General features: G+C 75.6%; 12 protein-coding genes. 8 read left to right on the top strand and 4 right to left on the bottom strand.

All coding sequences use genetic code 11. The annotated features are described in order from the left end of the window. Positions 1 to 74: 74 nt before the first annotated feature. Entirely contained in the window at positions 75 to 458 is a 384-nt protein-coding gene (locus PHK61_RS05765; RefSeq protein ID WP_274279999.1) for a MerR family transcriptional regulator, read from the top strand. 6 nt (positions 459 to 464) lie between these two features. On the opposite strand, the gene PHK61_RS05760 is transcribed toward PHK61_RS05765, so the two are convergent. Beyond that, positions 465 to 881 carry a PPOX class F420-dependent oxidoreductase gene (locus PHK61_RS05760; RefSeq protein WP_274279998.1) on the bottom strand — a complete coding sequence of 139 codons (417 nt, stop codon included), beginning with the start codon at positions 879 to 881 and terminating at the stop codon, positions 465 to 467. A gap of 56 nt (positions 882 to 937) precedes the next feature. Here PHK61_RS05760 and PHK61_RS05755 point away from each other — a divergent pair, with 56 nt between their 5' ends. The 7 genes from PHK61_RS05755 to PHK61_RS05725 all read left to right on the top strand — a co-directional run bounded on the left by PHK61_RS05755 (position 938) and on the right by PHK61_RS05725 (position 6,947). Further along, complete coding sequence (locus tag PHK61_RS05755) at positions 938 to 2,044, top strand: patatin-like phospholipase family protein (protein ID WP_274279997.1); 1,107 nt, start codon at positions 938 to 940, stop codon at positions 2,042 to 2,044. A gap of 17 nt (positions 2,045 to 2,061) precedes the next feature. Continuing rightward, positions 2,062 to 3,633, top strand: coding sequence for an IucA/IucC family protein (locus PHK61_RS05750; protein ID WP_274279996.1), 1,572 nt, complete (start codon positions 2,062 to 2,064; stop codon positions 3,631 to 3,633). After that, the gene (locus tag PHK61_RS05745; RefSeq protein ID WP_274279995.1) at positions 3,630 to 3,938 is read left to right on the top strand and encodes a Dabb family protein; all 309 of its coding nucleotides are present in this window, start codon (positions 3,630 to 3,632) and stop codon (positions 3,936 to 3,938) included. The genes PHK61_RS05750 and PHK61_RS05745 overlap by 4 nt, the downstream gene beginning before the upstream one ends. Positions 3,939 to 3,962: 24 nt before the next feature. Next, entirely contained in the window at positions 3,963 to 4,406 is a 444-nt protein-coding gene (locus PHK61_RS05740; RefSeq protein WP_274279994.1) for a universal stress protein, read from the top strand. Positions 4,407 to 4,492: 86 nt separating this feature from the next. Beyond that, complete coding sequence (locus PHK61_RS05735; RefSeq protein ID WP_274279993.1) at positions 4,493 to 4,900, top strand: hypothetical protein; 408 nt, start codon at positions 4,493 to 4,495, stop codon at positions 4,898 to 4,900. A gap of 200 nt (positions 4,901 to 5,100) precedes the next feature. Beyond that, positions 5,101 to 5,631, top strand: a complete 531-nt coding sequence (locus tag PHK61_RS05730) for a PadR family transcriptional regulator (RefSeq protein ID WP_274279992.1) — start codon at positions 5,101 to 5,103, stop codon at positions 5,629 to 5,631. Next, positions 5,628 to 6,947 (top strand): cytochrome P450, encoded by a 1,320-nt coding sequence (locus PHK61_RS05725; protein ID WP_274279991.1) that lies wholly within the window; start codon positions 5,628 to 5,630, stop codon positions 6,945 to 6,947. The genes PHK61_RS05730 and PHK61_RS05725 overlap by 4 nt, the downstream gene beginning before the upstream one ends. Here PHK61_RS05725 and PHK61_RS05720 read toward each other — a convergent pair. From PHK61_RS05720 to PHK61_RS05710, 3 genes are all read right to left on the bottom strand, one after another. Next, complete coding sequence (locus tag PHK61_RS05720) at positions 6,895 to 7,650, bottom strand: ANTAR domain-containing protein (RefSeq protein WP_274279990.1); 756 nt, start codon at positions 7,648 to 7,650, stop codon at positions 6,895 to 6,897. The two genes, PHK61_RS05725 and PHK61_RS05720, sit on opposite strands and share 53 nt — an antisense overlap. A 111-nt stretch (positions 7,651 to 7,761) precedes the next feature. Further along, positions 7,762 to 9,423 carry an acetolactate synthase large subunit gene (locus PHK61_RS05715; protein ID WP_274279989.1) on the bottom strand — a complete coding sequence of 554 codons (1,662 nt, stop codon included), beginning with the start codon at positions 9,421 to 9,423 and terminating at the stop codon, positions 7,762 to 7,764. A gap of 110 nt (positions 9,424 to 9,533) precedes the next feature. Next, positions 9,534 to 12,344 carry a cutinase family protein gene (locus PHK61_RS05710; protein WP_274279988.1) on the bottom strand — a complete coding sequence of 937 codons (2,811 nt, stop codon included), beginning with the start codon at positions 12,342 to 12,344 and terminating at the stop codon, positions 9,534 to 9,536. Positions 12,345 to 12,448 lie beyond the last annotated feature (104 nt).

The raw sequence follows: 12,448 nt of genomic DNA, 5'->3' as shown, positions 1-12,448 counted from the left end.
AGACGTGAGCACCCGCCGGGCAGGGCCCGGCGGGTGTTCACGCGTGCTCCCGTCCTGCCCGAGAGGAGGGCCTCATGGGCGTGGAACGCCTGGACGACCTCGACTACCCGTCGCTGACCATCGGTCAGGCCGCGGAGCTCATCGGCGTGGCGCCGGCCTTCCTGCGCAGCCTCGACACCGCCGACCTGCTGCACCCGCACCGCTCGGCCGGCGGCCAGCGCCGGTACTCACGGCGGCAGGTCGACTTCGCCGCGCGGGTGCGCGAGCTGTCCGACGAGGGCCACACCATCGCGGGCGCGGCGTCGATCCTCACCCTGCGCGGTGACCTGGCCGACGCGCAGCGGGACCTCGAGACCGCCCGGGCCGAGCGGGACGAGGCCCGGACCGAGCGCGACGAGGCCCGCGCGGACCTGGAGCGCGCGCACGACGACCTGGACCGGCTGCGCCACGAGGGGTGAGACGTGTCAGTTCCGCAGCCGGAGGATGACCCGCTCGGCGCCGGGGCCGCGGCCGACGAGCTCGGCGAGCCGTCCGACCAGGCCCATCAGGTTCACGAGGCGCCACTGGAGTCCGTACTTGGCGGCGAGCGCACGCCGCGGACCCTCCTGGGCGGCAGCGTCCGTGACGACCTCCGCGCGCCCCTCGACGCTGGGCGCGTCGGGCGCCACGGTGCCGCGCCGGTCGCACGGGCGCAGGACGACGCGGGGATCGCGGCGGCTGCGCTTGACCTTCCCGCTGGCCGCGGACGTGATGACGACGAGCGCGTCGCCGTCGCGGGCCACCCAGACCGGGGTCGGCACCGGCTCCCCCGTCCGGCGGAACGTCGTCAGGGAGACGAACTCCCTGTTCCCCAGGGCGGTCACGTCGGTGGGCGCGCTCACGGATTCACCCCACCACGTCCCCGGTGCCCCGGCACGTCGGGGGGAACATGACCTCCATGGCCACCACGACCACGGCCACCACCGCCGCGGCCACCACCGCCACCGGGGCCACCACACCGTCCGGCCGACGCCGGCGCGCCCGCCCGGCCGACCTCGTCCTCGAGGGCGGCGGGGTCAAGGGCATCGGACTCGCCGGCGCCGTCGCGGCGATGACCGACCGCGGATGGACAGCGCACCGCATCTCGGGCACGTCGGCGGGCGCCCTCGTCGGCGCGATGGCCGCCGCGGGCGCGGTGGGCGAGCAGCTCGGAGAGATCACGGCGCGGCTGAACTTCCGCGAGGTCGCCGACCGCAGCGGCATCGGGCGTCTGCCGCTGGCCGGGCCCGCGCTCGCGTTCCTCGGCGGGCAGGGGCTCTACCAGGGCGAATGGCTGCACTCGTGGGTGGCCGACGAGCTCGCCGCGCTCGGCGTCCACACGTTCGGCGACCTGCGCATCGAGGACGACTCGCTGCCGCGCGACCAGCGCTACCGGCTGGTCGTGACGTGCTCGGACCTCACGCTCGGCCAGCTCGTCCGGCTGCCCTGGGACTACCGCTCGGTGTACGGGCTCGACCCCGACACCCAGTCCGTGGCCGACGCGGTGCGCGCCTCGATGGCCATCCCGTTCCTGTTCAAGCCGACCACGCTGACCAACCCCCGCACGGGCCTGACGTCGACGCTGGTCGACGGCGGCCTGCTGTCGAACTTCCCGATCGACTCGCTCGACCGCACCGACGGCCGGGAGCCGAGCTGGCCGACGTTCGGGGTCACGATCACCACCGCGCCCAAGCCCGGCATCGGCGACCGCGTCGCCCTGTTCCACTCGCGGTGGTTCGACATCCCGCAGCCCGCGCCGTTGCGCCTGCTCGAGCAGCTGATCACCACGATGATCCTCGGCCGCGACCAGGCCGTCCTCAACCAGCCGTGGGTCGCCGCGCGCACCATCCACGTCGACGCCGGCGCGGTCGGCCTGCTGGACTTCGGGATCAGCCCGGACCGGGCGCGCGCCCTCTACGAGAGCGGCTACGCCCAGGCCGCCGAGTTCCTCGAGCACTTCGACTGGCGCCGCTACAAGCGCCGCTTCCGCCGCGACAGCAGTGAGGCCGTGAGCGGCGCGGTGTGACGGGCAGACTGGTCGCGATGACCACCGGCCGTGGACCGAGCCCGCGCGTCCGCGCCGAGCGCGCCGCGCGTGAGCGGCTCGTCGCCTCGCTGCTGCGCGAGCTCGACCCGCCCGCGGTCCGCGACGGCGACACCCTCGCGCTGGCGCTGCCCGCGGGCACGCTCACCCTGGGCATCGCGTCGTGGTCGCCGACCGGGCACCACCGGCTGACCGGCGAGGTCCTCCTCGACGACCGGCCCGCGAGCCACGACGAGGTCGTCGCCGCGGTCCTCGACACCGTCGGCGGGGGCGAGCCGCCCGACCGCCTCGCCGCGCTGGTCGCCGGCAGCGTCGACCGCACCGCCCGCTACCTCGGCGCACCGGTCCGGAGCAGCGGCGACCCGACCCGTGACGCCGAGCAGGCGGTGCGCTACGGCCACCCGCTCCACCCCACCCCCAAGAGCGCCGAGGGGCTCGACGACGCCGACCTCGCCGCCTGGATGCCCGAGCTCGGCGCGTCGTTCGTCCTGCACCACCTCGCGGTGCGGCCCGACCTGGTGCTCACGGGCGGCACGCCGGGCGACCCGCCGCCGGCGGTGGCGGCGCGCCTGCCCGCGGGCTGGACGGCGCTGCCCGTGCACCCGTTCCAGGCCGGGGTGCTCGCCCGCGACCCCACGCTCGCGCTGCTCGAGGCCGAGGGCGCCGTGCGGTGGCTCGGGCCGCTCGGCGACCCGGTGTGGCCGACGTCCTCGGTGCGCACGGTCGTCGACGGGGCGACCGGGGCGTCGTGGAAGCTCCCGCTGCGCGCCCGCCTCACCCACTTCGTGCGCACCACGCCGCTCGAGCACGCCCGTCGCGCGACCGACGCCGCGGCGGTGGTGGCGGGGCTCGGGGCGCTGCCGCCGGGCTTCGGGGTGATCACCGACCGCGGGTTCGCCACCCTCGACCCCGCGGTCGGGGGCGAGCGGCTCACCGCCGACCTCACCGTCATCACCCGCGCGCCCTTCCCGCCCGGCCGTCCCCGGGTGCTCGCCGCGCTGCTCGAGGACGGCCCGCAGGGCGAGGAGCCGCCGCTGCTCAGCGAGGTGCGCGCCGCCGGCGACGTCCACGCGTGGCTGCGCCGCTGGCTCTCGGTGTCGCTGGTGCCCCTGCTGCGGCTGTTCGGGTCCGCGGGCCTGGGGTTCGAGGCGCACCCGCAGAACACGCTCGTGGTCACCGACGCCGGCGGGTGGCCGACGGCCTGCTGGGTGCGCGACCTCGAGGGCGCCCACCTGCGCCGCGACCACCTCCCGGCCGGCGTGGCCGCGGACTCCCCGCTCGTCTACTCCCCCGAGGAGGCGTGGCAGCGCCTGCGCTACCACGGGGTGGTCAACCACCTCGCCCTGCTCGTCGCCGTCCTCGGCCGGCACACCGTCGGCGAGCGGGCGCTGTGGGGCACGGTCGCGGCGGTGCTCGCGGAGGTGACCGACCCCGACGCCGCGCCGTGGGCGCACGACCTGGCGACCAGCCCGACGCTGCCCGCCAAGGCGCACCTGCGCAGCTGGGCGGCCGGGCGCGGCGAGGACCCGGTGTTTGTCGACCTGCCGAACCCGATCAGGATGGGCCCATGAGCTTCACGCACGTCGTCACGTTCTCCTGGACCGGCGACGCGGCCGACGACCCCGCCGTGGTCGACGGGATCGCCGAGAGCCTGCGCCGCTGGGTCGCCGAGGCCGACCTCCCCGGCCTGCGGTCGTGGACGTGCGGGACCGACGCCGGCCTCGCCGCGAACAACGCCGACTTCGCCGTGGTCGCCGTGTTCGACGACGTCGACGCCTACACCGCCTACCGCGACGACCCCGAGCACCGCCGGATCATCGACGAGCAGATCGCGCACCGTGTGGGGCAGCGCACGGCGGTGCAGTTCGCGGGCTGATGCCCGCAGGCGCACGATCGGGCCATGACGGGCTTCGAGCTCGGGACCGACGGGCCCGGCACCATCCTGGTCGGGGTCGACGGGTCGATCACCTCGCTGCGCGCCGGCGCGTACGCCGCGGGGCTCGCGCGCCGCCAGCACGCCCACCTGCTCGTCGTCACGGTGGCGACCACGTCGTCGCTGGCGGCCATGGCCCCCGGCGCGCTCGCGGTGCTGAGCGACACCGCCCAGCAGCTGGCCGCCGAGGTGCAGGGCGAGGCCAAGCGCTACCTCGAGGACCTCGCGCTGACCGGCGAGCTCGTGCGCGTGGCGGGCGATCCTTACCACGAGATCGTGCGGCTGGCCGACGAGCGGCGGGTCGACCTCGTCGTGGTCGGCGCCTCGACCAGCGCCGGGCACCGCATCGTCGGCTCGCTCGCGGGCCGGCTCGTGCGCGCGGGGAAGTGGCCGGTCACGGTGGTCCCCTGACAACCACCCATCCAGCCCAGCGGCGGTCGCACCGCTTCACCTACAGTGAACCGGGTCGCTACTCCCGCCGTGCCCCCGAGGTCGCCGTGACCACCCGCTTGACCCCCGCCAGCCCCACCCACCTGGCGCCGTCGTACGCGACGCCGGCCTGGCTGCTGCGAGGGCTCACCAACGAGCCCGGGGTGCTGAGCCTCTACGCGGGGCGGCTGCGGCTGACGACGAGCACCGGCGTCGTCTTCGACGCGCCGCTCGGCGCGGTCGAGCGGCTGGCCTTCCCCTGGTACCACGGCTCGAGCGGAATGCGGATCACCGTGGGCGGGCGCCGCCACCGGGTCACGCTGACCCGTCCGAAGGGGTCGGCGTTCCCGGCGCCGCGCCTGCTGGACGCCTCGCGCTCGGAGCCCGGCGTCGAGCGCAGCAACGGCGTCACCGTGCACACGGTGCTGCAGGGCCGGGGGGCCGGGCGCGTCTGGCGCACGCTGCTCGACGTCTGAGGACGCCGGCTCAGCCCATGTCCGGCTGACCGACGGGCATCGGCTGGCGGGCGCAGACCGTCTCGTCATCGTCTCGTCGTCGGAGCGCGCACCCTCCGACATCTCGGTGGCCGTCAGGCCCATGCCCGAGCCGCCGCCGGCGAGAAGGTCACCTCGGGTGGCGGGACCCGCCGACCTAGGTCACGCTGACCTATGTGTGGGTGGACGTCCTTCTGCTGAGCCAGCTGGCCCGGCGCCCGTCGCACGGCTACGAGCTGCGCCGCCGCGTCGAGGCCGCCACGGGCATCAAGCTTCACAACAACTCGCTCTACCCGGCGCTGCGGCGCTTCGGGGAGGCCGGCGCGGTCACCCGCACGCTCGAGCCGCAGGAGGGGCGCCCGCCGCGGCACGTCTACACGCTCACCGACGTCGGCCGCGAGCTGCTCCACGACCAGCTCGCCGACCTGCCCGAGGAGCTCGCGGGCGACGAGGCCGAGTTCCTGGCGCGCCTCGCCGGCTTCGGGCGGCTCTCGCCCGACGAGCGGCGCGGCGTCCTCGCCGCCCGCGGGCGGGTGCTCGCCGAGCGGCGCACGCGCCTCGCGGGCCTCGCCGAGGCCGCCGACGACCCCTGGGCCGGCCTCGTCCTCGACGAGGTCCTGCGCCGCATCCGCGAGGAGCAGGCCTGGCTCGACCGGCTCGCCTCCCGCACCGACGATCCGACCGTGCCCGACCCCGGCGAGGAGACGACGTGACCACCACCAGCACCAGCTCGACCGCGCACGACCCCACCGGAGACCAGGCCCCGGATCTGCCCCAGCTGCCCTTCCCGCGCGAGGGCGTGCTGGCGATCTCCCCGCTCTACGAGCGCCTGCGCGCCGCCGGGCCGATCACCCGCGTGCGGACGCCCGCCGGCGACGTGGTGTGGCTGGTGACCCGCTACGAGGAGGCCAAGGCCCTCTTCGCCGACCGTCGCCTCGGCCGGTCGCACCCGAAGCCGGAGGAGGCCGCGCGCGTCTCGGACGCCGGCGTGATGGCCGGCCCGACCGGCGAGCACGAGCACGAGGACGCCGACCACGCGAGCATGCGGCGCCTGCTCACCCCCGCCTTCTCGGCGAAGCGGATGCGCCGCCTGCACGACCGGGTCGCCGAGCTCGCCGAGGGCCTGGTCGACGGCCTCGCGCCCGGCGAGGACGGCGTCGTCGACCTCCACGCCGGGTTCTCCGTGCCGCTGCCGATCTTCGTGATCTGCGAGCTGCTGGGCGTGCCCGTCTCCGACCGCGTCTACTTCAAGGACCTCTCCGAGCGCATGGCCACCCTGACCGGCGACGACCCGGCGGTCGCCCGCGCCGAGTTCGAGCGCTACACGGCCGGTCTGGCCGCGGCCAAGCGCGCCGAGCCCGGCGAGGACGTCATCTCCGACCTCGTCGCGGCCCAGGAGCACGACCCGCGCCTCACCGACGCCCGCGTCGCCGAGCTGACCGCGGGCCTGCTGTTCGCGGGCCACGAGACGACGGTCAACCGGCTCTCGCTGGGCGTCGTGCTGCTGCTCGTCAACCCCGAGGTGCGCGACCGGCTCGTCGCCGACCCGGAGGGCTCGGTCGACGCGGTCGTCGAGGAGGTCCTGCGCCTCGCCGAGCCCGGCGGGATGGGGCTGCTGCGCTACGCGCACGAGGACGTCGTCGTCGGCGACGGGGCCGACGCGGTCACCATCGCGCGCGGCGACGGGGTCGTCATCGTCACCAGCGCCGCCAACCGCGACGAGGGCGCCTTCGACCACGCCGGCGCGTTCGACCCCGACCGCAGCCCCAACCCGCACCTGTCCTTCGGGCACGGGCCGCACTTCTGCATCGGGGCGAGCCTCGCCCGCACGGAGCTGCGCGTCGGGCTGACGACGCTGTTCACACGCGTGCCCGGGCTGGCGCTGGCCGTCGACCCCGACTCGCTGACCCTGCACACCGAGCGGCTCACGGGCGGGCTGGACACCCTGCCGGTGCGCCTCCCCGGGCAGGGTGGCTCTAGAGCTCCTCGCGGCGGGTCACGAGGGTCTCGGCGACGTCGCGGAGCTTGACGTTGAGGTCCTGCGAGGTCCGCCGCAGCACGTCGAACGCCTCGTCGGCGGTCAGGCCCCGGCGTTCCATGAGCACACCCTTGGCCTGGCCGATGACGTCGCGGCTGCGCAGCGCGTCGAGCAGCTGGGACTCTCGCAGCTCCGAGGCCGTTCGGGCCTGCACCGCGTTGATCGCCGTGGCCGCGTGCGCGGCGAGGACCAGGGCGAGGTCGCGGTCGACGGCGTCGAGCCCGTCGGCCGACCACGAGTAGAAGTTCAGGGAGCCGAAGCGCGGCGGGGCGCCGCCGGGGAACATGCCGGTGGCGAGCACCGCACCGAGCTCGAGGTCCTCGGCGGCGCGGGCGCCGAACACCGGCCAGGTGACGTCCGGCCCGACCATCCGGTCGAGGGCGGCGCCGACGCCGGTGCGGTGCATGGCGGTGTGGCTCGGGCCCTCGCCCACCTCGTCCTGCAGGGCGTCGGCCTTCTGCGCGACGGGGTGGCTCGCGACCACCGTGTCGAGGCGGCCGTCGGGGTTGCGCAGCACGACCGAGACGACGTCGGCGCCGGGCACGATCGCGTGCGCGGCCTCGACGACCCGTTCGACCACGCCGACGACCCCGCGCTCGGCGGGCACGGCGAACAGCGAGTCGGCGAGGGCCACGAACGCGCTGGCGAGGCCCTCGTCGATCGCGCCGGACTCCGACGTGCTGTCGACGGTCATGGTGGTGCACCTTCGTGTCGCGCGGAACGGGGCGGGTCCGGAGAAGTATCCGTGACCGCGCCGCTCCTGTTACGCGCAGGCCCCGTCGTGGGCCGTGGGTCACACGCCCGGCTACCGGGCGATCAGCTGGCCCAGACGCTTCGTCAGCTTCACGTTCTCGCGGTAGTCGACCGGCACGACGATCACCGACGGCTTGTCGCGACGGTCGAACGCCTCCTTGAGGGCAGGCCGGAACTCGTCGGCCGACTCGATGCGCCGCGCGTGGCAACCGAGGCCCTGCGACACCGCGACCAGGTCGGGCGTCGTGAACTCGGTGCCGAAGTGGTGCCCGAACTCCACCTCCTGCTTCCAGGAGATGAGCCCGTAGTCGTTGTCCTCCCACACCACGTTGACCGGCGCGACGCCGAGGCGTGTCGCCGTGGCCAGCTCGGCCATGTTCATCATGAAGCCGCCGTCGCCGGACAGCGCCACCACGCGGCGCTCAGGCTCGACCAGCGCCGCCGAGACGCCGCCGGGCACGGCGATCCCCATCGAGCAGAAGCCGTTGGAGATGATGCAGGTGTTCGGCGAGTAGGTCGGGTAGTGCCGCGCGATCCACATCTTGTGGGCGCCGACGTCGCTGATGAGGATGTCCTCGTCGTCCATCTCGGCGCGCAGCTCGGCGAGGATGCGCTGCGGCTTCATCGGGAAGTCGCCGGTCTCGGCCTCGGCGCTCTGGCCGGCCTCCGTGATCTCCTCGGTGAGCGACTCGCGCACCCGGCGGTGCAGGTGGACGTCCTCGTAGTGGTGCTCGTCGGTGAGGCCCTCGTTGATCGCCCAGAGGGTCGCGGCGACGTCGCCGACGATCTCGACGGTCGGGCGGTAGGCGTCGTCGACCTCGGCGGGGTCGAAGTCGATGTGCAGCAGCCGCTTGGTGCGCCCGATGTTCCAGCGCGCGGGCGGCCACTCGACCATGTCGTAGCCGACGGCGATGACCAGGTCGGCGGCCTCGAAGACCTCGGTGACGTAGTCGCGCGAGCCGAGCCCGACCGCGTAGAGGCTGCGCTCGTGGCGGTCGGACAGCGCGCCCTTGCCCATGAAGGTCATGCCGGCGTAGATGCCGGTGGTCTCGACGAAGCGCTGCAGCTGGCGGCTGACGCGCGTGCGCACGCAGCCCTGCCCGACCAGCAGGACCGGGCGCTCGGCGCGCGCGATCAGGTCGAGCGCGGCCTCGATCGACTTCTCGTCCGGGACGGGGCGGCGCACCTTCTCCGGCGGCACGATCGGCGCGGACTCCACCTCGTGCTTGGCGATGTCCTCGGGCAGCTCGACGTGCGTCGCGCCGGGCTTCTCGGCCACCGCCAGCTTGAACGCCTTGCGCAGCACCTCGGGGATCGTCGTCTCGTCGCGCAGCGAGGTCGTCCACTTGGTGATGGGCGAGAACATGTTGACCACGTTCATGGCCTGGTGCGACTCCTTGTGCAGGCGCGTCGTCGCGCCCTGCCCGGTGATCGCCACCACCGGGGAGTTGTCCATGTTCGCGTTGGCGACCCCGGTGACGAGGTTGGCCGCGCCCGGCCCCAGCGTCGACAGGCACACGCCCGGCTGGCCGGTGAGGCGCCCGTAGACGTCGGCCATGAACGCCGCGCCCGCCTCGTGGTGGGTGGGCACGAAGCGCACGGACGACTCGCGCATCGACATGAGGAGATCGGCGTTCTCCTCGCCCGGCACGCCGAAGACGTACTCGACGCCCTCCGCCTCGAGACACCGCAGGAACAGGTCGCTCGCCCTCATCTGTCGGTCCCACTCTCCGGAGATCGATGCGCCGTCGGACCACGGACTGATGCCCATGAGGGCCGTCGGGCACACCCCGGACTGCTCATCCGGCGTCCCCATCGGGCGGTTCAGCGCTGTCGGACGCGCGTGGTGGTCCCCGTCCCGGCGCCGGCGGCCTGCTCGGAGCCCGCGAGGCCGGACACGGACTCGAGCGTGTCGCCGATCTTGAGGTCGTTGAGGAAGATCGTCGCGGACTCGGCCGGACCGTCGGTGTGGCGGTAGATGCCCGTCTTGAGGTAGTCGAACGAGTCGATCATCGTGCCGCGCGGCGGGCGGAAGTCCTGCAGGACCGGCCGGCCCTCGCGGTGGACCGAGACGGACCCGCCGCCGATCGCGAAGCTGATGTCCATCTGGACGTCGAGGTTCCGGCCCGCCTGCACGGGGCCGAGGTCGCGCACGCGGTCGCCCACGTTGGCGAGCCAGAGGCGCCCGTCGACGACCTCGAGCGCCACCGGCGGCGAGGTGTTGCTGCCGCCGTCGTGCAGCTGCCAGATGACCTGCCAGTCCCGGGTGTCGACGGGGAAGTCCGGCGGCAGGAAGGCGCTGTAGCCGAAGAAGAGACGCTGGCCCTCGCGGATGTTCTGCGCCTCCTCCGGGCGCACCTCCGAGCGCTCCGCGCCGCCGGGCACCTCGAGCTTGACCGCCCGCCGCCCGGGCACGTTCGGACTCTCGACCTCCTCGGGCGCCAGCCCGCCGCCCTCGACGTTGCCGCCGTTCGAGTCCTGAAAGCCCGCCAGACCGGACGTGAGCGCCCAGATGGCGCCGGTGTCGGTGCCGGCGGAACCGGTGTCCGGGGTGCCGGTGGTGCCGGTGGTGCCGGTGGCGCCGGTGCTGGTCGTGCCGTTCGCGTCGTCCTCGCACGGGCGGGCGTCGGGGTCGGAGGTGCGCGAGCCGCCGATGCCGGCGAGGTCGTCGGGGGGCGTGGTGGACCGGGGCGGCGAGCCGGAGCCGCTCGACCCGGCCGAGCCGCCACCCGTGCCGGGCGGACAGGTGCGGTCACCGGTGATCGATCCCGAGCCCTCGCCGGGTGGCGTGGTCGTGCGTGGCGCCGAGCCGGTGCCGGTGCCGGTGCCGTCGGGCGGCGTGGTCGAGCGGGGCTGCGACCCGGTGCCGGTGCTCCCGCCCGGCGGTGCCGTCGACCGCGGCTCGTCCGCGCCGTCCGCGTCGCCGTCGTACGACCCACCGGAACCGGACGGGGGCACCGCGGTCGAGCCGCCGGACCCCGAGCCGGGCGCGGTCGTGGTCGCCGGGACCTGCGCCTCCCCGCCGGTGCCGGTCGACGTCCCGGGGTCGGCCGGGTATGCGCCGCCGTCAGGCTCGAGATCGCCGGCGGGCGCGTCCTCGGCCGTCGCGGTCCCGGAACCGGTCGGCGTGCTGCCCGGGAGCTCCGGCGCGCCCGTCCCCGGCGCCGTGGTCTCGTACCCCGCGCCGCCGGGCGCCGTGGTCTCATACGCGGAGCCGCCTGACGCCGAACCACCCGACGCCGACCCACCCGGCGCGGAGCTGCCCGGCGCCGTCGTCTCGTCCGCCGAACCACCCGACGTCGTGCCATCCGGCGCGGACCTGCCCGGCGCCGCGGTCTCGTCGGTCGAGCCACCCGACGTCGTCCCATCCGGCGCGGTGGTCTCGTCCGTCGAGCCGTCCGGCGTCGCGGGGCCCGGTGTCTCGTCGCCACCGGCGGGCGCGCGCGACGAGGTCGCCGGGGCACCCGACGAGGCCGGCGCGCCGGCGGGGTTCGTCGTGGCCCCGCCCGAGGCCGGGAGCGAGGTGATGAGGCGCCTCAGCGAGTCGGACGCCCACCGGGTGGCCGGGGTGTCCGGCGCGACCTCGAGCTCGTCGTACCCGGCGTGCGCCGGCGACGCGACGGCCTGTTCCAGCGAGGGCGGGGTGGTGCCGGGCGCGGTGGCGCACACGGGGTCCTCGGGCGCGCAGACCTGGATGGTGCGCGACGCGAGCGATCCGAACCCGCCCTCGCGGGCCGGGAGCACGCCCTGGCCGGTGACGCCGTCGGGCACCGTGCGGGCGTCCGGATCGCGGGCCGGGTCGCCGAAGAGGCCGACGGCGAGGATGCGGTCGGCCGCGACCCCGGGCGCCTGACCGGCTCCGATGCGCGCGGCGACGTCGCCCGCCACCTGCGCGCCCTGGGAGTAGCCGAACAGCATGACGCGGCTGTCGGGGCACCCGGCGAGCTGCGCGGCGACCTGGTCGGTGAGCGCGGAGACGGCCTGCTGCTCGCCGGCCCCGACCTCGGGCCCGGGTACCGCGATGACCGCGAGGCGCGGCCCGACCCGCTGGACGAGCGGGTCGGTGAGGGCCGCGAGGGTCTCGCCCCCGCCGGCCCCGCTGCCGTTGACCGCGAACAGCGCGACATCCCGGCACTCTGCGGGGGCCGGGTCGCCGGGCGCCGCCACCGTCACGACGTCGGTGCCGACGGCGCCGACCGTCAGCGTCGCGGCCAGCGCCGCCGCGAATGCGAGGACGCCGACCGGCCGGCGGCGGGGTCGGGCGACCACACCGGCCAGCACCGGCGCCCGCCGGCCCGGGGACCGGGGCGAGCGCCGACGACCGAGCTGCTCCCAGCCGGCAACCGCGCGCGGGGCGCGCGCGTCGTCGACCTCGCCGTCGGGGTGGACCACGAGCGGCCAGGAGCTCCAGGGGCTCGCCAGCTCCACCCGGACCGGCCGTCCGAGCCGTGCCGCCCGGCTCGCCGCGAACGCCAGGCCCTCGCGGTGCGGGTCTGTGCCGCGCCCGAGCTCGACCGGGGCACCGTCGACGTGCAGCGGCACGCGCCCGGGCGCGCGGTCGACCCGCAGGCGCACCACGGGCGTCGCGGGTACCGGGCGGCCGAACCGGTCGACCACCCGCTCCGTGGCGCTCACCCGCCACCGCCCAGCGCCGACCGCCCCATGCCCCGCCCTCCACCGCTGTGCCCGGCCGCGGCCGGGGCGGGGCGGGCCCGGCCCGGTCTCGGGAACCGGGCCGG

The sequence above is a fragment of the Actinomycetospora lutea genome (assembly GCF_028737205.1).
GTDB lineage: Bacteria > Actinomycetota > Actinomycetes > Mycobacteriales > Pseudonocardiaceae > Actinomycetospora > Actinomycetospora lutea.
Note: the sequence above shows the minus strand (reverse complement) of the source record. Positions and strands in the feature narration are given on the sequence as shown.

Coding starts and splice junctions, on each gene's coding strand:
- PHK61_RS05765 (WP_274279999.1), top strand. CDS start 75: ATGGGCGTGGAACGCCTGGACGACCTCGACTACCCGTCGCTGACCATC.
- PHK61_RS05755 (WP_274279997.1), top strand. CDS start 938: ATGGCCACCACGACCACGGCCACCACCGCCGCGGCCACCACCGCCACC.
- PHK61_RS05750 (WP_274279996.1), top strand. CDS start 2,062: ATGACCACCGGCCGTGGACCGAGCCCGCGCGTCCGCGCCGAGCGCGCC.
- PHK61_RS05745 (WP_274279995.1), top strand. CDS start 3,630: ATGAGCTTCACGCACGTCGTCACGTTCTCCTGGACCGGCGACGCGGCC.
- PHK61_RS05740 (WP_274279994.1), top strand. CDS start 3,963: ATGACGGGCTTCGAGCTCGGGACCGACGGGCCCGGCACCATCCTGGTC.
- PHK61_RS05720 (WP_274279990.1), bottom strand. CDS start 7,650: ATGACCGTCGACAGCACGTCGGAGTCCGGCGCGATCGACGAGGGCCTC.
- PHK61_RS05715 (WP_274279989.1), bottom strand. CDS start 9,423: ATGAGGGCGAGCGACCTGTTCCTGCGGTGTCTCGAGGCGGAGGGCGTC.